The sequence below is a fragment of the Agrobacterium burrii genome (genome assembly GCF_017313405.1).
In the GTDB taxonomy this organism is placed as follows: Bacteria; Pseudomonadota; Alphaproteobacteria; order Rhizobiales; family Rhizobiaceae; genus Agrobacterium; species Agrobacterium burrii.
This window is the reverse complement of the sequence record NZ_JAFLNA010000001.1, coordinates 638,622-662,215: the sequence shown is the minus strand read 5'-3', so window position 1 is coordinate 662,215 and position 23,594 is coordinate 638,622. Positions and strand designations below refer to the sequence as shown.

The 23,594-nt window shown below is 58.9% G+C and carries 20 protein-coding genes and 2 tRNA genes; 14 read left to right on the top strand and 8 right to left on the bottom strand.

Annotation, left to right across the window (positions count from 1 at the left end; translation table 11 throughout):
* Nucleotides 1–23: 23 nt before the first annotated feature.
* Complete coding sequence (locus JZX89_RS03345) at nucleotides 24–1,883, bottom strand: PHA/PHB synthase family protein (RefSeq protein WP_207133053.1); 1,860 nt, start codon at nucleotides 1,881–1,883, stop codon at nucleotides 24–26.
* A 139-nt stretch (nucleotides 1,884–2,022) separates the two neighbouring features.
* Here JZX89_RS03345 and JZX89_RS03340 point away from each other — a divergent pair, with 139 nt between their 5' ends.
* Nucleotides 2,023–2,448: a hypothetical protein gene (locus JZX89_RS03340; protein ID WP_236776530.1), complete on the top strand. Its 426-nt coding sequence runs from the start codon at nucleotides 2,023–2,025 to the stop codon at nucleotides 2,446–2,448.
* A gap of 564 nt (nucleotides 2,449–3,012) precedes the next feature.
* Here JZX89_RS03340 and fnrN read toward each other — a convergent pair.
* Entirely contained in the window at nucleotides 3,013–3,738 is a 726-nt protein-coding gene (gene fnrN / locus JZX89_RS03335; protein ID WP_149897539.1) for a transcriptional regulator FnrN, read from the bottom strand.
* Nucleotides 3,739–3,951: 213 nt separating this feature from the next.
* On the opposite strand from fnrN, the gene hemN reads away from it, so the two are divergent.
* The 8 genes from hemN to JZX89_RS03295 all read left to right on the top strand — a co-directional run bounded on the left by hemN (nucleotide 3,952) and on the right by JZX89_RS03295 (nucleotide 12,128).
* Nucleotides 3,952–5,301, top strand: coding sequence for an oxygen-independent coproporphyrinogen III oxidase (gene hemN / locus JZX89_RS03330; protein WP_207133052.1), 1,350 nt, complete (start codon nucleotides 3,952–3,954; stop codon nucleotides 5,299–5,301).
* A gap of 114 nt (nucleotides 5,302–5,415) precedes the next feature.
* Entirely contained in the window at nucleotides 5,416–5,700 is a 285-nt protein-coding gene (locus tag JZX89_RS03325; RefSeq protein ID WP_003495848.1) for an acyl carrier protein, read from the top strand.
* Nucleotides 5,701–5,852: 152 nt separating this feature from the next.
* On the top strand, nucleotides 5,853–6,332 hold the full coding sequence (locus JZX89_RS03320; RefSeq protein ID WP_207133051.1) for a 3-hydroxyacyl-ACP dehydratase FabZ family protein: 480 nt from the start codon (nucleotides 5,853–5,855) through the stop codon (nucleotides 6,330–6,332).
* A 209-nt stretch (nucleotides 6,333–6,541) separates the two neighbouring features.
* Nucleotides 6,542–7,738 (top strand): beta-ketoacyl-ACP synthase, encoded by a 1,197-nt coding sequence (locus JZX89_RS03315; protein ID WP_207133050.1) that lies wholly within the window; start codon nucleotides 6,542–6,544, stop codon nucleotides 7,736–7,738.
* Between the two features lie 12 nt (nucleotides 7,739–7,750).
* A complete protein-coding gene (locus JZX89_RS03310; RefSeq protein WP_153513771.1) occupies nucleotides 7,751–9,034 on the top strand; it encodes a beta-ketoacyl-ACP synthase in 1,284 nt (427 codons plus the stop codon).
* Nucleotides 9,035–9,186: 152 nt separating this feature from the next.
* The gene (locus JZX89_RS03305) at nucleotides 9,187–10,215 is read left to right on the top strand and encodes a zinc-binding dehydrogenase (RefSeq protein ID WP_149897544.1); all 1,029 of its coding nucleotides are present in this window, start codon (nucleotides 9,187–9,189) and stop codon (nucleotides 10,213–10,215) included.
* Between the two features lie 5 nt (nucleotides 10,216–10,220).
* Entirely contained in the window at nucleotides 10,221–11,150 is a 930-nt protein-coding gene (locus JZX89_RS03300; protein WP_369809522.1) for a lipid A biosynthesis lauroyl acyltransferase, read from the top strand.
* A 279-nt stretch (nucleotides 11,151–11,429) separates the two neighbouring features.
* A complete protein-coding gene (locus JZX89_RS03295; protein ID WP_149897546.1) occupies nucleotides 11,430–12,128 on the top strand; it encodes a nitrogen regulation protein NR(II) in 699 nt (232 codons plus the stop codon).
* 56 nt (nucleotides 12,129–12,184) lie between these two features.
* Here the strand turns inward: JZX89_RS03295 and JZX89_RS03290 are convergent, their stop codons facing one another.
* Complete coding sequence (locus JZX89_RS03290; RefSeq protein ID WP_207133049.1) at nucleotides 12,185–12,988, bottom strand: TSUP family transporter; 804 nt, start codon at nucleotides 12,986–12,988, stop codon at nucleotides 12,185–12,187.
* A 184-nt stretch (nucleotides 12,989–13,172) separates the two neighbouring features.
* Here JZX89_RS03290 and JZX89_RS03285 point away from each other — a divergent pair, with 184 nt between their 5' ends.
* The 5 genes from JZX89_RS03285 (at nucleotide 13,173) to recJ (ending at nucleotide 19,373) form a co-directional block, all read left to right on the top strand.
* Nucleotides 13,173–14,132, top strand: coding sequence for a nucleoside hydrolase (locus tag JZX89_RS03285; RefSeq protein ID WP_153514209.1), 960 nt, complete (start codon nucleotides 13,173–13,175; stop codon nucleotides 14,130–14,132).
* A 303-nt stretch (nucleotides 14,133–14,435) separates the two neighbouring features.
* Nucleotides 14,436–15,656, top strand: a complete 1,221-nt coding sequence (locus JZX89_RS03280) for an LL-diaminopimelate aminotransferase (protein WP_153513768.1) — start codon at nucleotides 14,436–14,438, stop codon at nucleotides 15,654–15,656.
* A 61-nt stretch (nucleotides 15,657–15,717) separates the two neighbouring features.
* On the top strand, nucleotides 15,718–17,028 hold the full coding sequence (locus tag JZX89_RS03275; protein WP_207133048.1) for a homoserine dehydrogenase: 1,311 nt from the start codon (nucleotides 15,718–15,720) through the stop codon (nucleotides 17,026–17,028).
* Between the two features lie 210 nt (nucleotides 17,029–17,238).
* Complete coding sequence (locus tag JZX89_RS03270) at nucleotides 17,239–17,463, top strand: hypothetical protein (RefSeq protein WP_174372537.1); 225 nt, start codon at nucleotides 17,239–17,241, stop codon at nucleotides 17,461–17,463.
* Nucleotides 17,464–17,564: 101 nt separating this feature from the next.
* Nucleotides 17,565–19,373 (top strand): single-stranded-DNA-specific exonuclease RecJ, encoded by a 1,809-nt coding sequence (gene recJ / locus JZX89_RS03265; RefSeq protein WP_369809526.1) that lies wholly within the window; start codon nucleotides 17,565–17,567, stop codon nucleotides 19,371–19,373.
* Between the two features lie 128 nt (nucleotides 19,374–19,501).
* On the opposite strand, the gene JZX89_RS03260 is transcribed toward recJ, so the two are convergent.
* The 5 genes from JZX89_RS03260 to JZX89_RS03240 all read right to left on the bottom strand — a co-directional run bounded on the left by JZX89_RS03260 (nucleotide 19,502) and on the right by JZX89_RS03240 (nucleotide 23,572).
* Nucleotides 19,502–19,576 (bottom strand) — tRNA-Glu (locus tag JZX89_RS03260).
* Between the two features lie 450 nt (nucleotides 19,577–20,026).
* Nucleotides 20,027–20,101, bottom strand: a tRNA-Glu gene (locus JZX89_RS03255).
* A gap of 328 nt (nucleotides 20,102–20,429) precedes the next feature.
* Nucleotides 20,430–21,203 (bottom strand): amino acid ABC transporter ATP-binding protein, encoded by a 774-nt coding sequence (locus JZX89_RS03250; protein WP_046800084.1) that lies wholly within the window; start codon nucleotides 21,201–21,203, stop codon nucleotides 20,430–20,432.
* Between the two features lie 11 nt (nucleotides 21,204–21,214).
* A complete protein-coding gene (locus tag JZX89_RS03245) occupies nucleotides 21,215–22,372 on the bottom strand; it encodes an amino acid ABC transporter permease (RefSeq protein ID WP_207133047.1) in 1,158 nt (385 codons plus the stop codon).
* 3 nt (nucleotides 22,373–22,375) lie between these two features.
* Nucleotides 22,376–23,572 carry an amino acid ABC transporter permease gene (locus JZX89_RS03240; protein ID WP_174372538.1) on the bottom strand — a complete coding sequence of 399 codons (1,197 nt, stop codon included), beginning with the start codon at nucleotides 23,570–23,572 and terminating at the stop codon, nucleotides 22,376–22,378.
* Between the last annotated feature and the right edge of the window lie 22 nt (nucleotides 23,573–23,594).

Below are 23,594 nucleotides of genomic sequence, written 5' to 3'. Positions count from 1 at the left end.
AGGGTGAGAGACGGTCGGCGTGATCAGGAAAGGACGTAGGTTCCCGGCGCATCGCCGAGCACGGCGTGTTTGCCGTCTTCCGGGTTTCGCGCCTTCACCTTCTCGCCATTCTGGCTTTCGATCCAGTTCTGCCAGTGCACCCACCATGAGCCCTTATGGGCGGTGGCGGCAGCCTGCCAGGCATCAAAGTCTCCAGCCGGTGACGGCCCCGTCCAATATTGGTATTTTTCAAGCTGCGGCGGATTGACGACGCCGGCGATGTGGCCGGAAGCGCCAAGCACGAATTCTACCGGCCCGCCGAACAGCGCAGCACCCGTGAAGACCGATTTCGCAGGCGCGATATGGTCGTCGCGGGTGGCGAGATCATAGACGGGGATATTGATGTCGCCGAGATTGATCCGCTTGTCGGCAACACGCATCAGCCCGCGGGCGAGGTTGTTCTCGAGGTAACAATTGCGCAGATAGAAGGAGTGGCTGGCGGCCGTCACCCGGGTCGAATCGGAATTCCAGTAGAGCAGATCGAAGGGCAGGGGCTCGGTGCCGCGCAGGTAATTATCGACCATATAGGGCCAGATGAGATCGGAAGCGCGCAGCATGTTGAAGACGGTGGCCATGATCGAGCCATCGAGATAGCCGACCGCCTGCATGTGCCTGTCGAGAGCCGCCAGCTGGCCTTCATCGATGAAGACCTTGAGATCGCCCGCATGGATAAAATCGGTCTGCGCGGCGAGCAGCGTGGCGCTGCGGATACGCTCGTCGCCTTGCTGCGCATGCAGTGCCAGCGCCGAGGATAAAAGCGTGCCGCCGACGCAGTAGCCGATGGCGTTGATTTGTTTCTCGCCGGTTCTTTCCTCGATGGTGTCGAGGGCGAAATCGATGCCTTCGCGGATGTAGTCGTCCCAGCCCTTGTCGGCGAGGCGGGCATCCGGGTTGATCCAGGAGACCATGAAGACGCTGTGACCTTGCTCCAGGCACCAGCCAACGAAGGATTTTTGCGGATTGAGATCGAGAATGTAGAATTTGTTGATCCATGGCGGCACGATCAGCAGCGGCCGTTTGAAGGCCTTCTGTGTTGTCGGCGCATAATGGATGATTTCGCAGAGCGGGCTTCTCGCGACTACCTTGCCTGATGTCACCGCGATATTCTGGCCGATGACGAATTTGCTGTAATCCGTCTGGCGCAGTTTCAGGTGGCCATTGCCGGCCGCGACATCTTCCGCCAGCTGCGCCATGCCCTTGACGAGGTTGGTGCCGCTGGAGGCGACCGTCTCGCGGAAAACCTGCGGATTGGTGAAGACGAAATTGGCCGGGGAGAGCGCCTCCGTTACCTGCCGCATGTAGAACAGCGCCTTGGTGCGGGTGTGTTCATCCAGCCCTTCGGCTTCTGTCACCATCCGGTCGGCGAAGCCCACGGTGGTCTGGTAGGCTTTCAGGAGAAAATCAAAAAACGGATTGGCCTGCCAGTCGGCATCGGCAAAACGCCGGTTGCGGCGTTCCGCAGGGCCGGTCTCAGTGGGTTTTTCCGGGGCCGAATCGGCCGCGTCGGAAAATTGCGCTACCGATTTTGCCCAAAGGTCATAATAGCTGGAGAGAAGATGGGTCTGTGCTTCCAGCGAACGCTTCGGTTCGGCCATCCAGTATTCCGCGACATCGGACAGCGTCTTGACGAGGTCGGTCATGGGGTCGGCGCTGTTTTCGGGGATTTCACCGCGTTCGCGCGGCGCCAGCCATTCGGAGGCGGCCTTGCCGAGATTTTCAAGCGCGCGGGCAATGTTGACCGCGAAGGCTTCAGGATCGCGGATCAGGTAGGCTTCGGCGGATCCGGCGTCGAAACCGGGCGTTTTGCCGCCCTTTTTCTTCTGCCCACCGTCAACACCTGCCATGCGCTGTCCTCCGCCAAATTTGTGTTTGCACATTCTGCATGAAAACGAATACAAGTTCCACCAGCAAGGGGAGGCCGCAAAGCGCCGAACCGCAGTCGAATTCGATATCTGCAGATATCCTTACAGGCGGAACATGACGATGGGCAAGCAGATGGGCACCTGGGGAACATATGCGGAAAATGCTGCGAGAATCGCTGTGCTTTCCCTGTCCGGCGTCGTGGCTGTTACCGGGCTCGTCGCTTGCAAGGCTCCCGAACCGATCGTGGCGCCGGCCCATATGCGCCGCCCGACAGCCGAAATCGTCGGCCCGCGCCCCGTTAGCGACAATGCAGTGAGCCAGAGGCGTGATACCGGCACCTATCCAACCTTTTCGGCGCCCATGACGGCGGCCGGCACCCAGATGGGCGACGATGAGGCTTCCACCATGGAATCGAGCCTCTCGCGTCTTGGCGCTGCCCGCCGCAATGGCCAGATTTCGGAAGCCGAATATAAGCGCCGGGTTGCCGAACTGCGGGCGCTTGGCGAAAACCAGAAGCCGGTTGCGACACCTGCTGCTTCGCAGTGAGATTATATCGCGCGTCATGCACGGTCTAACGGACCGAACCTAGCATCTTTGAGTGACGAAACACACCCTGAAACCGGGCAGGCCCTTACGTGCCATGATGCTTGATATGGAGCGAGCGAGTGCCGCTTGTTTCTTCTCCCCGCCGGGGAGAAGGTCGCGGCAGCGGGATGAGGGGGCAAGCTCTCCGAAAATCCGGCAACGTTACCCCCTCATCCGACCCTTCGGGCCACCTTCTCCCCGGCGGGGAGAAGAAACAAGCGGCTATGCCGAGGTTGTGACAGTGCCGTTTGTGGCAGATGCACCCATCATAACCCCTTCTTTACCCTGCCTTTGAACCATCCGCTTACCGAAGATTTTAAGCGGATGGATGCGGTTTGGCGCTTATGATGCAGCCATAACAAACAGGCCGCTGAAAAGGCGGCATACAGGGTGAAATATCATGAAATGCATCGCCGCTTTGCTGGTTCTTGCCGGTTTTGCGCTCGCCCCGGCTCAGGCGCGGGCGCCGCACATCAATATTGGAACACCCGCGCTTCAGGGTCGATGAAGAATTGCGACCGCCGGTCAGTCGTTGCCGGCGGCATCGTTCAGTGCGTCGAGATCGGGCACCGTGATATGGCGGTTGTTCTCGATGCGGATAATGCTTTCCTTGCGCAGCTTGGTCATTTGCCGGCTCACCGTTTCGATGGTGAGGCCGAGGAAATCGGCGATGTCGGCGCGTGAAAGCGGCAGGTCGAAAGCCGATTTGTCGTCGTTTTCCGGATCGATATGCGTGGCGATCATATAAAGGAAGCTGGCAACCTTTTCCTGCGCCGATTTGCGGCCGAGCGTCAGCATCCAGTCACGCGCCTCATCCAGTTCCTTCAGCGACTGGCTGTGAAGCTTGCGCTCCATGTCAGGCACTTCGGAAACCATGCGGTCGACGATGCGGCGTGGGAAAAGGCAGATTTCGACATCCGTTGCGGCTTCCGCCGTCATCCTGCTTTCTGCCATGAATGGCCGGCCAAGAAAATCCGGGGCAAATTGCAGGCCGACGATCTGCTGGCGGCCGTCCGACATCATTTTCGAAAGCTTCACCACGCCGTTGAGGATGTTGCCGTAAGAGGTGACGAGTTCGCCCTGGCCCAGCAACTCATTGCCGGCCTCGAGTTTTTTGCGGCTGGAATAACGGCTGAGGTCACAGAGCTGCTGCGGCGTCAACGCACTGCAAAGACCACCGTGACGTGCCTCGCAGGAGCGGCACACGACGGGCACTTCCGAATTGTGGATGGTCTTCTGCAGCGTGTCCATAAGCCTCTTCCAATGCTGGCTTTTTCGGGACGATTACGACCATGGGTATCAAATCCGGTCTCTTTGAAGGCTTGCGCCACGTAGCCGTCGTCCCCGCGTCTACTTTAGGAAGAACTTATGGCGCAATTTGATTGAAGTCAAAGTTGCAAACTGTCGCAGCCGTTACTGAAAGAGAGGAAATCGACATTTTCTTGATAAAAGGCAAAACCGGTGATGAATACCGAACTTCTTCGCAAATATTCGGGTGCCGTGCCACGTTACACGAGCTATCCGACCGCGCCGCATTTCCACGAGGGAATCGATAATGCGACCTATCGGCAATGGCTAGGCGAGCTGAACCATCGCAACCGGATATCGCTGTACCTGCACATTCCCTATTGCGACAGGTTGTGCTGGTTCTGTGCCTGTCACACCAAGCACACGCTGAAATACGAGCCGATTGCCGTTTATCTGGAAGCACTTAAGCAGGAAATTGAAGCGGTCGGCGCACTTGTTTCACCTGACGCGGTGGTGAGCGCGGTGCATTTCGGCGGTGGTTCTCCCACCATGCTGAAGCCTGAGGATATGGTCAGCCTGATGGACTGTCTGCGGCGCCATTTCACCTTTGGGCTTACGCCTGAAATCAGCGTGGAAATGGATCCGAACGATCTGGATGACAGCCGTTACGACGCGCTTGCCGCCGTCGGCATGTCGCGGGCGAGCCTTGGTGTGCAGGACTTCGATGACAAAGTGCAAAAAACCATCAACCGCATCCAGTCTTTCGAACAGACGAAATCGGTCGTCGATGCGGTGCGGACGAGGGGCGTCCACTCGGTCAATTGCGACATTCTTTATGGTCTGCCGTTCCAGACCTGCGAGACGCTGAAGAAGACGGTAGATCAGATCGTCTCGCTCGATCCGGACCGGGTCGCGCTTTTCGGTTATGCCCATGTTCCGTGGATGAAGAAGCACCAGTCGCTGATCCCGGAACACGCGCTTCCGGATATTGCCGAGCGTTATCGCCAGATGACGATGGCGGGAGAGATGCTGAAGCAAGCGGGTTACCAAGCGATCGGCATCGATCATTTCGCCAAGCCGGCCGATACCTTATGCCAGGCGGCCGAAGCGGGGGAACTGCGGCGTAATTTCCAGGGCTATACCACCGATACGGCCGATGCGTTGATCGGGCTTGGCGCCTCTTCGATTGGCAGGCTGCCGCAGGGTTATGTGCAGAACATGGTGGCGACCGGGGAATATCAGCGCATAGTGGGCGAGGGCGGCCTTGCCATCGTCAAGGGAATAGAATTGTCGGAAGAGGATCATCTGCGCTCGCATGTCATCGAGCGGCTGATGTGCGATTTCGCGCTCGATTTCGCGGATCTAGACCAGCGTTTCGGCAAGGCCAGCCATTCCGTGCGGACGCAGGCACAGCATTTTGCCGCCGGCAACAGCGATGGCGTGGTGCGTATGGATGCCGATATTTTTGCGCTCACGGAGCTGGGCAGACCCTTTGCCCGTAATATCGCGGCAATCTTCGACACCTATCTCGGTAATGGACGCGGCCGCCATTCGGTTGCTGTTTAGGCAACAGTTTCAGGGCAAATTTCAAAGTTACGTCACGAAACCATTGGCTTTTTTGTGCGACTTGCCTATGTGGTGCGTCAGACAGGATAATTCATACGAACGACAATAAGGATTATGGGCGTGACAGCTACATTCGACAAGGTTGCCGACATTATCGCCGAAACCAGCGAAATCGACCGCGAAACCATTACGCCGGAAAGCCACACGATCGACGATCTGGGCATCGACAGCCTGGACTTTCTGGATATCGTTTTCGCCATCGACAAGGAATTCGGCATCAAGATTCCGCTCGAGCAGTGGACGCAGGAAGTCAACGAAGGCAAAGTTTCCACCGAAGAATACTTCGTGCTGAAGAACCTCTGCGCCAAGATCGACGAATTGCGCGCGGCCAAGGGCTGAGACGACGATGCCCGCCTTGGAGCATCGGACCGAAAAGTGTATTGCGGTTTTCGGATAATCCGATGCTCGAACAAAAGACAGAGCGGGCATTTCTCTTTCTGGACCCGGCCTTATTGGGCGGGTCGCAACCGACCAGAGACGGGGCCGGGCGGATGCTGCTTGAATATTTTCAGATGATCGACAAGGTCGAAGCCGTGGATATGGCGACGCGCACATTGAAGGCGCGGTCGGTCGTTCCCGACAAAAGCCCGGTTTTCGAAGGCCACTTCCCCGGCATGCCGCTCGTTCCGGGTGTGCTTCTGATCGAGACCATGGCGCAGGCCTCCGGCATGATGGTTCTGGCGTTCAGCGATTTTGCGTCCATGCCGTTCCTGATGTCGGTCGACGGCGCCAAGATGCGGACCTTCGTGGAGCCGGGTGCCGTTCTCGACATCGAGGCCGTGCTGGAGCATGACGGTTCGGGCTTTGCGGTCACCAAGGCGAAAATTACCAGCGATGGCAAGAAGGTCTGCGACGCACAGCTGAAACTGCGCACCATCCCGTTCAGCGAAATCCCGCTTGGTCCCATCGTCAAGAAGCGGGCTGAGGAAGTCGGCCTGATGGCGGCGATTGCCGCGGATGCGCAGAAATAAGCGCTTCGGCGCATCTCGAATGAGGGCGTTTTTCCCGTCGGCCCGGTTTCGATGCATGAAAAACGTGGGCTGGCGACGGCTGATCGGGCCTTCACCATTGCCAATCCGCACTGCGCGCTTTATTCCGCAACGCATGGAGCGGTCGTTTGCGACCGTTGTTGGATAGCCGTGACCATTTCGATGGGGCCGGCTGCAAAGGATGACAGACGATGAAATCTGACAATGATGTGGTGATAACAGGGGTCGGCATCGTGACCTGTCACGGCGTCGGCAGCCAGGCGCATGTGGCGCTTCTTTCTGGAACCGCTGCGCCGGCGACGATTGTCGAGACCGAAAAATTCAAACCCTACCCGGTCCATCCCATGCCGGAAATCGACTGGTCCGCGCAGATCGCCAAGCGCGGCGACCAGCGCCAGATGGAAAACTGGCAGCGCCTCGGCGTGTTCGCGGCCGGCCTTGCGCTCGACGATGCCGGGCTGAAGGAAAATACTGAAGCCTGTGCCACCATGGACATGATCGTGGCGGCCGGTGGCGGCGAGCGCGACATCAATGTCGATACGCTGATCGTCGATGAAGCACTGAAGCGTAATGATCGTGAAAAGCTGCTGAACGAGAAGCTGACGACCGAATTGCGTCCGACGCTGTTTCTCGCCCAGCTTTCCAACCTGATGGCCGGCAATATCTCCATCGTGCACAAGGTCACCGGCTCGTCGCGCACCTTCATGGGCGAAGAAGCCGCTGGTATCTCCGCTGTCGAAACCGCATTTCACCGCATCCGTTCCGGCGAATCGAGCCACGCGCTGGTCGGCGGCGCCTTTTCGGCTGAACGTCCCGATATGATCCTGCTGTTCGAGGCTATCGGCGCGCATGCGCAGGGTGGCTGGCAGCCGCTGTGGTCGCGCGGCGATCAGGACGGCGGCGGCATGATTTCCGGTTCGCTCGGCGCATTCCTCGTGCTGGAATCGCGCAAGCATGCCAGCGATCGCGGCGCGCGCATTTATGCCCGCATCGACGCCATCGAAGGGGATCGCGGCAATCGTGATGAAGGCCGTATGGAAAAGCGTCTGGAGCGCCTGCTTGCGCCTGCAAAGGATAGCGCAGCGACCGTCGTGTTTTCCGGCGCGAGCGGTTACGACGAGGTTACCCGGCGCGAGAAGGATATTCTCGAAAAGGCGCTGCCGCAGGCCGTCATTCGCGGCTTTGGCGGTATCACCGGCCATGGACTTGAAGCGCAGTTTCCGCTTGGGCTGGCTTTGGCGGCGCTGACGCTTGAAAGCGGCGCGAAGGTTCCTACCTTCGACGTGGCTGCCGAAAAGCAGATGGGCGAGGCGGCCACCGAGGCCGTCGTCACCACCGTCGGCCATGTGCGCGGCGAAGGTGTCGCCGTTCTATCCCGCGACGTTTGAGGAGAAAAGACCATGGCTTCCAATTTCAGGGATCATCTCGGTCGCCCGATCGTCGCCGTCACCGGCATGGGCATCATCACCTCGCTGGGGCAGGGGCTTGACGACAACTGGTCGGCCCTGACATCTGGCAAATCGGGTATCCATAATATCACCCGCTTCCCGACCGAGGGGCTTTCCACCCGCATCAGCGGTACGGTGGATTTCATCGATATTCCGGTGCCGAATTCCGTCGAGCGCTCCTATGCCTTTGCGCGCGAGACGACCATCGAAGCCTTGGCGCAGGCCGGCATCTCCGGTGATTTCGACGGCCCACTGTTTCTGGCCGCACCACCGATCGAGCCGGAATGGAGCGCCCGTTTCGAGCTTGCCGACCGTTCGCCGCCGGCTGCCCAGCCGGGCGACGCTTATCAGCGGTTCATGACGGCGTTGCGCCAGCGTCCCGATCCGGCGTTTCAGGAAGCAGCACTGTTCGGCGCGATTTCCGAGCGTCTCTCCGACCGTTTTGGCACGCGCGGCCTGCCTGTCACGCTGTCCACCGCCTGTGCATCAGGCGCGACCGCGATCCAGCTGGGCGTTGAGGCGATCCGCCAGGGCCGCACCGAGCGGGCGCTGACGGTTGCCACCGACGGTTCAGTCAGCGCCGAAGCGCTGATCCGTTTCTCGCTGCTGTCTGCGCTGTCGACCCAGAACGACCCGCCGGAAAAGGCCTCCAAGCCGTTCAGCAAGGATCGCGACGGTTTCGTGATCGCCGAAGGTGCCGCGACGCTGGTGCTGGAATCGCTCGAAGCCGCCGTCGCACGCGGGGCGAAAATTCTCGGCATCATCAAGGGTGCGGGTGAAAAGGCCGACAGCTTCCACCGCACGCGCTCCTCGCCCGATGGCGGCCCGGCGATTGCGACGATCCGCGCGGCGCTGGCGGATGCGGGTGTGGCCGAAAGCGATATCGGCTATATCAACGCCCACGGCACCTCGACGCCTGAGAACGACAAGATGGAATATGGCTCGATGCTCGCCGTCTTCGGTGAGGGCCTGAAGAATATTCCGCTGTCGTCCAACAAGTCGATGATCGGCCATACCTTGACAGCTGCGGGTGCGGTCGAAGCGGTGTTCTCGCTGCAGACGATGCTGACCGGCACGCTTCCGCCGACGATCAATTACAACAATCCCGACCCGTCCATTTCGCTCGATGTTGTGCCGAATGTGAAGCGGGACGCGCAGGTGAATGCGGTTCTGTCCAACTCCTTCGGCTTCGGTGGGCAGAATGCAAGCCTTGTCATGACGCGGGAACCGGCTTAACCGGTTCCGCCACAAACAGAAGCGTTTCCGGGCCTGAACGGAACTCCGGAAACGCTCTCGCTTCTTTGATTACGCATTCCGGCCGCAAAACCGTTACAGAGGTTTGCTGGAATAGCCTTTTAGATAAACGCCCTCGGGCGAAGGACTGAAATATGCGCGCTCTTCAACTCGTGGACGACCGGAAGCTCGAAAAAGTGGACCTGCCCGAACCGGATGCACCGGGTCCGGGCGAGGTGACGCTGCGCGTCAAGGCCGTGGCGCTCAACCACATCGATGTGTGGGGCTGGCGCGGCATGGCTTTCGCCAAGCGCAAGATGCCGCTCACCATCGGTGCTGAGGCTTCCGGCGTGGTGGAAGCCATCGGTCCGGGCGTTTCGAATGTACTGCCGGGCCAGCTCGTTGCGGTTTATGGCGCGCGCACCTGCGGTATTTGCAAGCCCTGCCGCGAAGGCCGTGACAATCTGTGCGAACATGTGCAGGGCGTGCACGGTTTCCACCTGGACGGCTTTGCGCAGGAGAAGATCAATATTCCGGCCCGCCAGCTCGTTCCCGCGCCGCATGGCATCGATGCGATCGCTGCGGCACTTGCGCCGGTGACGTTCGGCACGGTGGAGCACATGCTGTTCGACAATGCCAAGCTTGAGCCGGGCGAAACGATCCTTGTGCATGCCGGCGGTTCCGGCATCGGCACGGCGGCGATCCAGCTTGCCAAGAAGATGGGCTGCACCGTCATCACCACCGTTGGTTCCGACGACAAGATCGAACGGGCGAAGGCGCTGGGCGCCGATCACGTCATCAACTACCGGACCGACCGTTTCGAAGGCGTCGTGCGCAAGCTGACGAAAAAGAAGGGCGTGGACGTGGTGTTCGAACATGTCGGCAAGGACACCTTTGCGGCTTCGATGTTCACGCTGAAGCGCGGCGGCCGCCTTGTCACCTGCGGCTCGACGTCAGGTGTCTCCACCGATATCAACCTGATGATGCTGTTCCAGCAGCAGCTGAAACTGCTCGGCTCCTTCGGCTGCCGCATGGAAAACATGGCGAATGCCATGCAGAAGATGGCGCGCGGCATCGTTCATCCGGTCATCGACACCGAAGTCACCTTCGAGGATATCGACCGGGCGCTGGAACGCATGGAAACGCGCCAGGTGTTCGGCAAGATCGTGTTGCGGATGGACTGACCCAATTGAAACTTTTCATCACGCGGATCGTCCTGAAACTGGACCGCTTCCGGCAATGGCTGATTGCGACATTCGCCTTCGGTCTGCTCAATCTTCTGAAGATTTTTCCAGCCGATGCAGGTATCCGCGCCGCTGACCGGCTGGCGCGCTTCGTGGGGCCGAAAACCGGCCGCCACAAGCTGATGCTTTACAATCTGGCGCGCGCCTTTCCGGAAAAATCCGAGGAGGAGCGCCTCGCCATCGCCATGGACAGCTGGGGCAATATGGGGCGGCTTGCGGCGGAATATGTGTTTCTCGACCGGCTGTTCGATTTCGATCCGGAAAACAGCGAGCCCGGCCGGATTCAGGTCGAGGGTATTTCGACCTTTCTCGAATTGCGCGACAATCCGCGGCCCTTCATCGTTTTTACCGCCCATAGCGGCAATTTCGAACTACTGCCGGTGGCGAGTTCCGCCTTCGGCCTCGATGTCACCGTGCTGTTTCGTCCGCCCAACAATCCGTATGTCGCCGACAAGGTGTTCAATTTCCGCAAGGAGCGCATGGGCAATCTGGTGCCGTCGCATGCCGGCTCGTCCTTCGCGCTGGCGCGGCAGCTGGAAAGGGGCGGCGGTGTCGGCGTTCTCGTTGACCAGAAGTTCAGCAAGGGGTTGACGACAAAGTTCTTCGGGCTTGAGGTTCGCACCAATCCGCTTCTGGCCAAGCTGGTGCGGCAGTTCAACTGCGACGTTTATCCAGCGCGTTGCGTGCGCCTGCCGGATAATCGTTACCGGCTGGAAATCGAACCGAAGGTCGAGATTCCGCGCGATGAAAAAGGCAATGTCGACATTCAGGCGACGGCGCAGTTGTTGAACGACAAGGTGGAAAGCTGGGTGCGCGAACATCCCGGACAATGGCTGTGGTATCACGACCGCTGGGACGTGAAGCATCAGATCTGAGGCGTTTTCCACGCCACCTGATTCCGGTCGATTTTTACGAAATTGGGCCGTGAATTTGTGAATTTCGATATTTTTCCATATTAGTGGAACCTCATTTTTCGTTCATGGATTATCGAAATTGAAAAAATAGCGGTGGCTGTGATATTTTGGAGTACGGCCCTTGCGGCGCTCCTGCGTTTCGTTACGTCATTTTTAAATGCGCAGACGCTATGATCAAGGGATAAAGGGTCTATCCTTACGGATTGGAGCGGGGTGTTTGCCCGTTCAGGGAGAGTTGGGTTGAAAGATTTAGTTGAGCTGTTCTGGCTGCGTTATACGGAACTGCAATCTGCCGTTGGTAAAAACGAGACCGACAAGATCGCGGTGCTGGAGCGTGAACTGGAGCAGCTGCTTGACCGGGTCATCGGGCGTCAGACCGGCAGTTCCGAAGACATTCGCGAGCAGTTCCGTTTCGCCATCGATCTCCTCAACCACGAGGCGGAAGATCTCGGCTGCGTGCAGCGCAATTCCGAGCTTTTGCGAACGCTTGTCGATCGTTATGTCGGCATGCCGCTCAAGGCGAAAGTCATTGGCGACGAGGATGAGGATAGTCTGGAGTGGCATCACCGCCACCTGATCCTCGATGAGGATATGCTCAACGACCTCGACGAACCCGTGATGGTGGTCTCACCCGGCTACCGGGTGTCCTTCGCGAATGGGCTGGATGCCTTTCCGCGCAACAGCCCGGATGGGCTTATGGGATGCCATATCGCCGAGCTCGTTGGGGTGCACCGTTTCCAGAACGACCTGCGGGAACGGCTCGACAATTGCTTCAAGGGCGGTACGTCGAAATATACCTATGCCGAAGATCACGACGGACAGACGATCGTTAAGTCGCTCGAGATGTCGCCCTGTTACTCGTCCAGCTACAAGCTGGTCGGTGCAATGGTGGTCATCAGGGAAATCGCCGATCGCAGGCGCGGTCGCGCCACCGGGTGAGTCAACGGATAACGTTGTCGACGTTTCCGTTTTCAACGGAATGTTTTACCTTCCCGTTATTTCGGGAAGATGGTTTCCCAGATCGTGGCGATCGACCAAGCGGATGAAGCATCGACAAGAAGCTTCGTCGCCATGGCCAGGCAGGAAACCACCAGTAGCGGGCGGATGATCTTCGCGCCGTTTTTCATCGCGAAACGCGAGCCGATCTGCGCGCCGACGAACTGGCCAAGCCCCATGGCGAGCCCCAGCTTCCACAGAACCGCGCCGCCGATGGCGAAGACGATGAAGCCGCCGAAGTTCGAGCCGAGGTTCAGAAGTTTGGTATGGGCGGTTGCCTTCAACATGCCGAAGCCGGCAAGCGCCACGAAGGCCAGCATGTAAAACGAACCCGCGCCGGGACCGAAAACCCCGTCATAAAAGCCCACCAGCGGCGCGACCGTCAGGCCGAAGACGAAGGGAGTGATGCGCCGATGGCTGTCGATATCGCTGAGCCGCGGTTTAAAGGCGAAATAAAGCGCGATGGCGATCAGCAGGAACGGCATGATGGTGCGCAGCAGATCGGCAGGCACGAAAGCGGCGGTAACAGCCCCCAGCATTCCGCCGGCCATGGCCATCAATCCCATCGGTAGTTGCTCTTTCAGATTGACGTGGCCGCGTCTGGCGTAAGCAAGGGTGGCCGACGCCGAGCCGAACTGCGCCTGCAGCTTGTTGGTGCCGAGCGTGTCGAGCGGCGCAATACCCATGATCAGCATGGCCGGAATGGTGATGAGACCACCGCCGCCGGCAATGGAATCGATAAATCCGGCAAAGATGGCGACGCAGAAAAGAACGACGAAAACGTTGAGGGCGATGTCTTGCACTTGGGATGTCCGGGCAGGCGGAAGGGAGAGGGCCTCTTCTTTCACCGAAAACAACGCCGCGCAATATTTTTCTCTCCGATCTGTGGCGGGCAGGGGGATTGCGGTGTTGCCGCTTATGGGTATGTTTCCGTGGCGTGTCGCCTAGAGAGGCGGACGACGCTCAGGACATACGGATGAGGACATGATGCATAAAGTGATATTCGATACGGACCCCGGTGTAGATGACGCCATGGCGCTTCTATTCCTGCATCGGCATCCCGATATCGATCTGATCGGCGTCACCACGGTTTTCGGCAACGCGCCCATCGATATCACCACCCGCAATGCGCTTTTCCTGAAGCGGGAATGGCAGATGACAGCGCCGGTTGCGAAGGGCGCCGGCGTAACCTTCGATCCCGCCCGCAAGGAAGGCCACTGGCCGACCTTCATCCATGGCGAAAACGGCCTCGGCGATATCGATATCCCCGAGACTGTCGATTTGCCGCTTGATCCGCGCCCGGCGCATCGTTTCATCATCGAGACGGTCAAGGCCAATCCCGGCGAGGTGACGCTGATCGCTGTCGGGCGCATGACCAATCTGGCGCTGGCGCTGCGTGAGGAGCCTGACTTCGCCGCGCTGGTGAAGGAAGTCATCGTCATGGGCGGCGCTTTCGATATTAACGGCAACATTTCGCCGGCGGCCGAGGCTAATATTCACGGCGATCCGGAAGCCGCCGATCTGGTGTTTACAGCGCCCTGGCGCGTGGTCGTCGTCGGTCTCGATGTGACGACAAAAACGGTGATGACCAGCGCCTTCATGGCTGACATGGCCAAGGCCGGCGGCAAGCCGGTGCAGCTGCTTTCCGACCTGTCGCAATTCTACATCGATTTCTACAAGACCCGCACCGGCGACGGCATGGTGGTGCATGACAGCTGCGCCTGCGTCTATCTCGTTGCGCCTGACCTGTTTGAGACCCGCAGCGGCCCGGTGCGCGTCGTCTGCGGGGGCCTCGCCGATGGCCAGACCATTCAGAAGCCGGATGGCCGTGCCTTTCCGCCGGGCGACTGGGATGGGCATCCAAGCCAGCTTGTCTGCACTGATATCAAGCCGGAGCGCGTGCTTTCGGTCATCCGCGCGGCAATTGTGACGGGTGAGCGCGGCTGAACGACAGGAATGGCCGTTCTTGAGCATGGCTTGCCTTGCATTTTCCAAGAATCTGGCGTTATGCAAGTTCCTTGATCCTATTGCGCGATCCGCCTTGCCAAAGGGGCCGAAAAGGCTGTGCCCGAAGCACAGGCGGATGATTGCGATGCCGCGTGCTGCCCGAGAAAAGCCCTGTAGGTTTTCCCGGGCTTTGCGCTACAATGAATAACGTCTGCCGGATCGGTTCGTGTCGGCGGCGTCTAAAAACAAAAACGAACCTTCGTTATGGGCCGGCAGAACCGGTCCATTCCCATGAGGAAAGTGATGGAAGAGTTTCATAAGGTCCGGCGTCTGCCGCAATACGTCTTCGAACAGGTCAACCGTTTGAAAGCGAGCGCGCGAGCGGGTGGGGCCGACATTATCGACCTCGGCATGGGCAATCCGGACCTTCCGACCCCCAAGGCGATCGTCGACAAGCTTTGCGAGGTCGTCCAGGACCCTCGCACCCATCGTTATTCCTCGTCCAAGGGCATTCCCGGCCTTCGCCGCGCGCAGGCTGGTTATTATGCCCGCCGTTTCGGCGTGAAGCTGAACCCCGATACGCAGGTCGTCGCTACGCTCGGCTCCAAGGAAGGTTTCGCCAATATGGCGCAGGCCATCACGGCACCTGGCGATGTGATCCTGTGTCCGAACCCGACCTATCCGATCCACGCCTTCGGCTTTCTGATGGCGGGCGGTGTTATCCGCTCGATGAATGTCGAGCCGGACGAAAGCTTCTTCGGACCTTTGGAGCGCGCGGTGCGCCACTCCATTCCGAAGCCGCTGGCGTTGATCGTCAACTATCCGTCGAACCCGACGGCGCATGTCGCCTCGCTCGATTTCTACAAGGACGTCATCGCATTCGCGAAGAAGCACGAGATCATCGTGCTCTCCGACCTTGCCTATTCGGAAATCTATTTCGACGACAACAATCCGCCGCCTTCGGTTCTTGAAGTTCCCGGCGCCATTGATGTCGCGGTGGAATTCACCTCAATGTCGAAGACCTTCTCCATGCCCGGCTGGCGCATGGGCTTTGCGGTCGGCAACGAGCGGCTGATTGCGGCGCTGACCCGCGTGAAATCCTATCTCGATTACGGCGCGTTCACGCCGATCCAGGTTGCGGCGACGCATGCGCTGAATGGTGACGGCTCCGACATTGCCGAAGTGCGCAACGTCTATCGCCGCCGCCGTGACGTCATGGTAGACACTTTTGGCAAGGCCGGTTTCGAGATCCCGCCGCCGGCGGCGACGATGTTCGCCTGGGCGAAAATTCCCGAAAAATTCCGCCATCTCGGCAGTCTGGAGTTTTCCAAGCTTCTGGTCGAGAAGGCAGATATCGCCGTTGCTCCCGGCATCGGCTTTGGCGAAATGGGCGACGATTACGTCCGCCTCGCGCTCGTGGAAAACGAGCATCGAATTCGTCAGGCAGCGCGCAATCTGAAGCGTTTCCTGTCGAGCGCAGACGAAACGATGCACAATGTCGTTTCGCTTAACGCCCACAGATAAGGGCAACCGAAGGCGGCCGGGCCTCGGCCGCCACCATCATCAGCAAATCAGGAACATACCCATGGCAGATTCATTGAGAATCGGCATAGCGGGGCTCGGCACTGTCGGCGCTTCGCTCGTGCGCATCCTCCAGCAGAGAAGCAACGAACTTGCGATTACCTGCGGACGTGCGATTGAGATTATTGCGGTGAGCGCGCGCGACCGTTCGCGCGACCGCGGCATCGACCTCAAGGGTATTACCTGGTTCGACACGCCGGAGCAGCTGGCGAGCGAAGCCGAGATCGACGTCTTCGTCGAACTGGTCGGCGGTGCTTCCGGTCAGGCGGAGAATGCCGTGCGTGCGGCACTAGCACGCGGTCTGCATGTGGTGACAGCCAACAAGGCGCTGCTTGCAAAGCACGGCGTCGAATTGGCGACGCTTGCCGAAGACAAGGGCGCGCTCCTCAATTTCGAAGCGGCTGTAGCCGGCGGTATTCCCGTTATCAAGGCGCTGCGTGAATCGCTGACCGGCAACCATGTGTCGCGCATCTACGGCATCATGAACGGCACCTGCAATTACATCCTCACCAAGATGGAGAAGGAAGGGCTGTCCTTCGAGGCCTGTCTGAAGGAAGCGCAGCGGCTGGGTTATGCCGAAGCCGATCCGGCTTTCGATATCGAAGGCAACGACACCGCCCACAAGCTTGCCATTTTGACGACGCTTGCCTTCGGCAACAAGATTTCGGCCGATGACATCTATCTCGAAGGCATCACCAATATTTCGAGCGAGGATATTCAGGCGGCGGCCGAACTTGGTTATCGCATCAAGCTTCTCGGCGTGGCGCAGGTGACTGAATCCGGCATCGAACAGCGGGTGCATCCAACCATGGTGCCGCTCGATTCCGTCATCGCGCAGGTCGATGGCGTCACCAATGCCGTGGCTATCGAATCCGATATTCTCGGCGAGTTGCTGATGGTCGGTCCGGGTGCCGGCGGCAACGCCACGGCATCCGCCGTACTCGGTGACATCGCCGATATCGCCAAGAGCCGTCCCGGCGCCCAGCAGGTGCCGGTGCTTGGCCGCCCGGCGAAATCGCTGGTCGAGTATCGCCGCGCCAAGATGAAGAGCCATGAGGGCGGTTATTTCATCCGTCTGACGGTGAAGGATCAGGCGGGCGTGTTCGCCTCCATCGCCACGCGCATGGCGGATAACAATATCTCGCTGGAATCCATCGTGCAGCGTCAGCGCGTGCATGTGGAAGGCGCGCCGCAGACAATCATCCTCGTGACCCATGCGACGATGGAAGATGCGATCCGCAAGGCCGTGAAGGCGATCAAGAACGAGAAATATCTGGTCAGCGAACCGCAGGTCATCCGCATCGAGCGGACCTGAGACGCTGACGATTTTTTTGAATCTGAGGACCGCGCTTCCGCATGGAAGCGCGGTCTTTTTTCGTTAGGAAGCCTAGCTGTGATGTTCAAAAAACCGTTCCGGGATTTAACGTTTCAGCTGTCATAAAATTTAAGAAAAACAGCCGCAGAACCGCTGGAATACGACACGATTCGGTCCTATGATTAATCCTGTTCACCAAGCGAGGGAGGCGTGGCCGTGACATCGATCATCCTGTTCAAGGACAATAAGCGCGCAGACGTTCCGGTCGCCCATCATCGGGCGCGGCCTCACACTGCCAACGACAATATTCGCAGCATGGAATTCGATATGGCCGAATATGAGCGGAACTGGTGTTCGCTTGCCGTGTTCTCGCTGCTGCTTCTGGTTGGTGCGGTATCGATCGTCAGCCCATTTTTCTCGATTTTCTCGGTGTGAAACCCGCAAAGCGCGTTTTTGCTTGAAAAACGCGCCATCGCCATTTAGCCCGTTCTAAGTATTAAAGCGCCGATACGCGCATGACAGGACGAATGGACAGGATGGCAATGATGGAGCCGGCCGATACCGTGGCCCGCGCATTTTTAAGCGTGGAGCGGTCGGCGACAGAGCAGCGCTGGGTGTCGCGGCTGGATCAGGCCGGACAGAACCGTGCGCTGGCCATGTCCCAGGTCCACGCCATTCCCGAACTCATCGCCCGCGTGCTCGCCGGGCGCGGAGTAGGGGTGGATGATGCGCTTGCATTTCTCGATCCCACCATCCGCTCGCTGATGCCTGATCCGCATATGCTGACCGATTGCGAGAAAGCGGCCGAGAGGCTGGTACGCGCCATCGAGACCGGTGAGAAGGTGGCGATCTTTGGCGATTACGATGTCGACGGGGCTGCTTCTTCCGCATTGATGTATAGGTTTTTCGCGCATTTCGGGCTGACGCCAGAGATCTATATTCCTGACCGGATTTTTGAAGGTTACGGGCCGAACCCGGCAGCGATGCAGCAGCTTGCCGCCAATGGCGCAACCCTGATCGTGACGGTTGATTGCGGCTCCACCAGCCATGAATCGCTGCAAGCCGCCAAGGACGCGGGCACCGACGTGGTGGTGATCGATCACCACCAGGTTGGTTCGGAATTGCCACCGGCCGTGGCGCTGGTCAATCCCAACCGGGAGGACGATCTTTCGGGGCAGGGGCATCTCTGCGCCGCCGGCGTGGTGTTTCTCGTGCTGGTCGCCACGCTGCGTCTTTTGAAGGACAGACGCAACAGGCAGGCCTTTACGCTCGATCTGCTGTCGCTGCTCGATATAGTCGCGCTCGCGACGGTATGCGATGTGGTGCCGCTGAAGGGGCTGAACCGCGCCTATGTGGTGAAGGGGTTGATTGCTGCGCGCCATATGAACAATCCCGGCCTCGCTGCGCTGTTCAAGAAGGCAGGGCTTGGCGGGCCGGTGACGCCTTATCATTTCGGGTTCCTGATCGGGCCGCGCATCAATGCCGGCGGCCGTATCGGCGACGCCGCTCTCGGCAGCCGTCTGCTGACCATCGAGGACTCTTCGCAGGCGGAAGTGATTGCGGAACGGCTGGATGAGCTGAACCGCGAACGGCAGGCGATGGAAGCAGTGATGCTGGCGGAGGCTGAAGCGGAGGCGCTGTTCGAATATGGTGACGGGTCTGGGGCCGGTGTCATCGTCACGGCTCGGGAGAACTGGCACCCGGGGATCGTCGGCTTGCTCGCTTCCCGTTTGAAGGATCGTTTCCGTCGTCCGGCCTTTGCAATTGCTTTCGATCCCTCCGGTAAGGGCACCGGTTCCGGCCGTTCGATCAATGGTTTCGATATGGGCCGGATGGTGCGTGCCGCCGTGGATGCGGGATTGCTGATCAAGGGTGGCGGTCACGCCATGGCGGCCGGGCTGACGGTGGAGCGCGCCAATCTCGGCAAGCTTAGGACTTTCTTTGAAGAAGCGGCCGTCAAGACGGTGAGCGAATTGGTGGAAAGCAGCGTGCTGAAGATCGATGGCGCCATCGGTGCGTCGGGCGCGACATTGCAGCTTGTCGACCAGCTGGAGCAGGCCGGTCCTTACGGGTCGGGCCACTCCCAGCCGATCTTTGCCGTTCCGGCCCATCGCCTGCGCGATGTGCGGCTTGTCGGCACTGCCCACGTCAAGATCACGCTGGAGGCCATGGATGGCTCACGGCTGGACGGTATCGCATTCCGCGCTGCGGAGGCTCCTCTGGGGCAGATGCTGCTGAATGCGCGTGGTAGGTCCATCCATGTTGCAGGCACCGTGGGTGCCGATCTCTGGCAGGGCCAGAGGCGTGTGCAGCTGCGCGTTCTGGACGCGGCTTTCGCACCCTGACGGGTTTGTGGATCGAGCCAAAATTTTACAGAGAAAAGTGAAGGACGAGCTGCAAACGGCAATTGTCCATACGTTCACGCGTCACGTGAAGTTTTTTATACAGACCACTAATTTTCAAGGAGAAGCAATGGTACGCCCTAGGGGAGTCGAACCCCTCTTTTCAGAATGAAAATCTGACGTCCTAACCGATAGACGAAGGGCGCGTACACTTGCGGTGTGGCGCCCTTATAGTCAGGCTCCCGTTGGTCCGCAAGCGGAAAAATTGATTTTTTTCCCTTCGTGGCGAGTTTTTTTGAGGAAGTCCGAAGGGCTGTGGAAAACTGCGCCGCATCGGGCCAAAGCTTTGAAATATCGCCCCTATCACCGCACGTCGGCAATGCTTTTTTTCGTCGTGGGAGGTGGGAGATGTCGTTTTTATCCCTTAGCTGGCATCCTCTGCCGGCGGGATCGAACAGGCGCTGTCATCTGGAAGATGGGGAAAGGCAAGCCGGTCGATCTGCTCGCTGGCGGTTCACCCGGCTTGCCTTCCATCGGGGGGACAGCAATCTAACGTACCGAGCGGAAATCGGTTCCGACGCATCAGTCACGTGTGGTGAATTTGCACACTCGAAAGATATCGATGCATTTTTGAAGGAGGGGAACACGACAGCAAGTGGTACGCCCTAGGGGAGTCGAACCCCTCTTTTCAGAATGAAAATCTGACGTCCTAACCGATAGACGAAGGGCGCGTACACTTGCGGTGTGGCGCCCTTATAGTCAGGCTCCCGAAGGTCTGCAAGCGGAAAAATGCATGATTTGACAAAAAAATGACATGGGCGGCCGGAAGCCCTGTAAAACAAGGATTCTTGTTTCGTAACAGATGGTTAAAGAAGCGGGGCGAGCGCTGTTTCAGCGTCTCCTCGGGCGGCGTTTCGTAAGAATCGCCGTATCTGTCTTGTTTCGCGGTGTCATTTTTTTGCTCCCATGCGGGATGGGTCGCCGCAGCCATGCGTCTCTACGTCATAAAAAAAACGGGGCTTTGCAGCCCCGTCTTTTATTGTCACCGATTGCTATTTCTCAGTGCAGAATCTGGCTGAGGAACAGGCGTGTGCGCTCGTGCTGCGGATTGTCGAAGAATTCGGCGGGCGAATTCTGTTCGACGATCTGGCCCTGATCCATGAAGATGACGCGGTTGGCGACTTGGCGGGCGAAGCCCATTTCGTGGGTCACGCACAGCATGGTCATGCCGTCTTCGGCAAGGCCGACCATGGTGTCGAGCACTTCCTTGACCATTTCCGGATCGAGCGCCGATGTCGGCTCGTCGAAGAGCATGATCTTCGGTTTCATGCACAGCGAGCGGGCAATCGCCACGCGCTGCTGCTGACCGCCGGAAAGCTGACCGGGATACTTGTGTGCCTGCTCGGGGATCTTGACGCGCTTCAGATAGTGCATCGCCACTTCTTCCGCTTCCTTCTTGGGCATCTTGCGAACCCAGATCGGCGCCAGCGTGCAGTTTTCGAGAATGGTCAGATGCGGGAAGAGGTTGAAGTGCTGGAACACCATGCCAACTTCGCGACGAACTTCATCGATCTTCTTCAGGTCGTTGGTCAGTTCGATGCCATCGACCTGGATTGAGCCCGACTGGTGTTCTTCCAGCCGGTTGATGCAGCGGATCATCGTCGATTTGCCCGATCCCGAAGGACCGGCGATGACGATGCGCTCGCCCTTCATGACCTTGAGATTGATATCGCGCAGCACGTGGAAATCGCCATACCACTTGTTCATGCCAGTGATTTCGATTGCCACGTCCGTTGTCGAGACGGCCAGTTTTTTTGCTTGGTTTTCTGCCATTTGAGCGTCCCTTATCGTTTATGCCCGGTGTCGAGGTGCCGTTCCATGAACAGCGAATAACGCGACATGCCGAAGCAGAATATCCAGAATACGAAGCCTGCGAAAATATATCCAGTCATGGCGGTGACGGGTGTCGCCCAGTTCGCATCCGATTGGTTGAGTGTGACAATGCCGAGCAGGTCGAACATGCCGATGATCGAAACCAGCGACGTATCCTTGAACAGCCCGATGAAGGTGTTGACGATTCCCGGAATGACAAGCTTCAGCGCCTGCGGCAGCACGATCAGCCGCGTTTTCTGCCAGTAGTTCAGGCCGAGAGAATCCGCCCCTTCATATTGCCCCTTGGGAATGGCCTGCAGGCCGCCGCGGATCACCTCCGCCATATAGGCCGAGGAGAACAGCGACACGCCGACGAGCGCGCGCAGGAACTTGTCGAAGGTCCAGCCGTCGGGCAGAAACAGCGGCAGCATGATGCTGGCGAAGAACAGGACAGTGATCAGCGGAATGCCTCTGATGACTTCGATGAAGAGCACGCAGAGCATCTTGATCACCGGCAGGTTCGACCGGCGACCGAGTGCCAGAAGGATGCCGAAGGGCAGGGACACCGTTATTCCGAAGAATGACAGGATGAGGGTGACCATCAGGCCGCCCCAGAGCTGCGTTTCCACCTTCGGCAGGCCAAAGACGCCGCCGATGAGGAGGAAAAACGCAATGAAGGGCAGGATGATGAAAAGCACCAGGGCGTTGAGCTTTTTGAACGGCGCCTTGGGGATGAGCATCGGCACGAGCAGGATGGCGAACGTCACCATCACGAGGATGGGACGCCAGCGTTCGTCAAGCGGATAACGGCCAAAGATGAATTGCCCGAGCTTTGCCGAGACGAATGCCCAGCATGCCCCGGACTGACCGTCCGGAAGCGCGCCGCCCTGCGAGGCGGTGAGGCAGGCAATACGATCGCTGCCGGTCCATACGGCATCGATGAACAGCCACTTCACCACCGGTGGCAGAAGGTAGGCCAGAAAGGCGAGGGCGAGAACCGTCAGGACGGTGTCCTTCGGCGTGGCGAAAAGTTTGGTGCGCAGCCAGTGACCGAAGCCGACGGCGCTCGATGGAGCGGGTCTGGCATCCTCGATGGTCTCTCGCACAAAAGCGTGGTTGCTTAATGTCATCGATTATCTCTCCACCAGGGCCATTTTCGCGTTGAACCAGTTCATGACCACGGCCGTGAGCAGGGACAGCGAGAGATAGATGACGAGCCAGATCGCGACGACTTCGACTGCCTGACCCGTCTGGTTCAGGATCGTGCCGCCGATGGAGACGATGTCGGCAAAACCGACCGCGACCGCAAGCGACGAGTTCTTGGTCAGGTTGAGATACTGGCTTGTCAGTGGCGGGATGATGATGCGCATCGCCTGCGGCACGATGATCAGACGCGTCGTCGTGCTGGAGCGAAGCCCCAGGGCTTCCGCAGCTTCCGTCTGGCCCTTTGCCACGGCCTTGATGCCACCGCGAACGATTTCGGCGATGAAGGAGGCGGTGTAGAAGGAAAGCGCCAGGAACAGCGACATGAATTCAGGTGCGACGACTGCGCCGCCCGACAGGTTGAACCGCCCGGCAATCGGGAAGTCGAATGTCAGCGGTGAGCCGAGCGCCAGAAATGTCGCGGCCGGAAGGCCGATGATGAGAAGTGTGGCGGTGATGCCGGTGCGGAATTGCTGACCGGTTTGTTCCTGTCTCGCCTTCGCCCAGCGATAGACAAGCACGCTGATGACGACTGCGACCAGAAAGGCGAGCGGTATCAGCCAGGTGCCTTCTCCCCAGAGGGGCTTGGGAAAGAAGAAGCCGCGATTGTTGAGATAGCTTCCAAGCGGCAGCTCCAGTGAATCGCGAGCCTGCGGCAGAACGGAGATGACGCCCTTGTACCAGAAGAAGATGACGAGCAGCGGCGGGATGTTGCGGAAGATTTCCACATAGGCCTGCGCGAGTTTCGAGATCAGCCAGTTGCTGGACAGCCGGGCGATGCCGACGATGAAACCGATGATCGAGGCGGCGATGATGCCAAAAAATGCAACCTGGATCGTGTTGAGAATACCAACGAGCAATGCCCGGCCATAGGTCGCATCGCTGGTGTAAGCGATCAGCGACTGGCCGATATCGAAACCGGCTCTTCCATTGAGGAAGCCGAAGCCGGATGAAATGTTTGACCGTTGAAGATTGGTGATCGTATTCGTCACGATGATCCAGACGAAGGCGGTCAGGATGACGACTGTCAGAACCTGATAGAAAATTCCGCGTATGCGTGGATCGTTGATAAGTGACGACGCGCTTTGCGCGCGCGATCGTTGCGAACTGACCGCGTTGCCTGCCATAGGCACCTTTCCCTTTTATATG

Bases quoted from the DNA above. Each gene is read 5' to 3' on its own strand.
- JZX89_RS03305 (WP_149897544.1), top strand. From the start codon at position 9,187: ATGCGCGCTCTTCAACTCGTGGACGACCGGAAGCTCGAAAAAGTGGAC.
- JZX89_RS03320 (WP_207133051.1), top strand. From the start codon at position 5,853: ATGCTGCTTGAATATTTTCAGATGATCGACAAGGTCGAAGCCGTGGAT.
- recJ (WP_369809526.1), top strand. From the start codon at position 17,565: ATGGCAATGATGGAGCCGGCCGATACCGTGGCCCGCGCATTTTTAAGC.
- JZX89_RS03245 (WP_207133047.1), bottom strand. From the start codon at position 22,372: ATGACATTAAGCAACCACGCTTTTGTGCGAGAGACCATCGAGGATGCC.
- JZX89_RS03315 (WP_207133050.1), top strand. From the start codon at position 6,542: ATGAAATCTGACAATGATGTGGTGATAACAGGGGTCGGCATCGTGACC.
- JZX89_RS03280 (WP_153513768.1), top strand. From the start codon at position 14,436: ATGGAAGAGTTTCATAAGGTCCGGCGTCTGCCGCAATACGTCTTCGAA.
- JZX89_RS03250 (WP_046800084.1), bottom strand. From the start codon at position 21,203: ATGGCAGAAAACCAAGCAAAAAAACTGGCCGTCTCGACAACGGACGTG.
- JZX89_RS03310 (WP_153513771.1), top strand. From the start codon at position 7,751: ATGGCTTCCAATTTCAGGGATCATCTCGGTCGCCCGATCGTCGCCGTC.
- hemN (WP_207133052.1), top strand. From the start codon at position 3,952: ATGAATACCGAACTTCTTCGCAAATATTCGGGTGCCGTGCCACGTTAC.
- JZX89_RS03340 (WP_236776530.1), top strand. From the start codon at position 2,023: ATGGGCAAGCAGATGGGCACCTGGGGAACATATGCGGAAAATGCTGCG.
- JZX89_RS03275 (WP_207133048.1), top strand. From the start codon at position 15,718: ATGGCAGATTCATTGAGAATCGGCATAGCGGGGCTCGGCACTGTCGGC.
- JZX89_RS03285 (WP_153514209.1), top strand. From the start codon at position 13,173: ATGCATAAAGTGATATTCGATACGGACCCCGGTGTAGATGACGCCATG.
- fnrN (WP_149897539.1), bottom strand. From the start codon at position 3,738: ATGGACACGCTGCAGAAGACCATCCACAATTCGGAAGTGCCCGTCGTG.
- JZX89_RS03345 (WP_207133053.1), bottom strand. From the start codon at position 1,883: ATGGCAGGTGTTGACGGTGGGCAGAAGAAAAAGGGCGGCAAAACGCCC.
- JZX89_RS03240 (WP_174372538.1), bottom strand. From the start codon at position 23,572: ATGGCAGGCAACGCGGTCAGTTCGCAACGATCGCGCGCGCAAAGCGCG.
- JZX89_RS03325 (WP_003495848.1), top strand. From the start codon at position 5,416: ATGGGCGTGACAGCTACATTCGACAAGGTTGCCGACATTATCGCCGAA.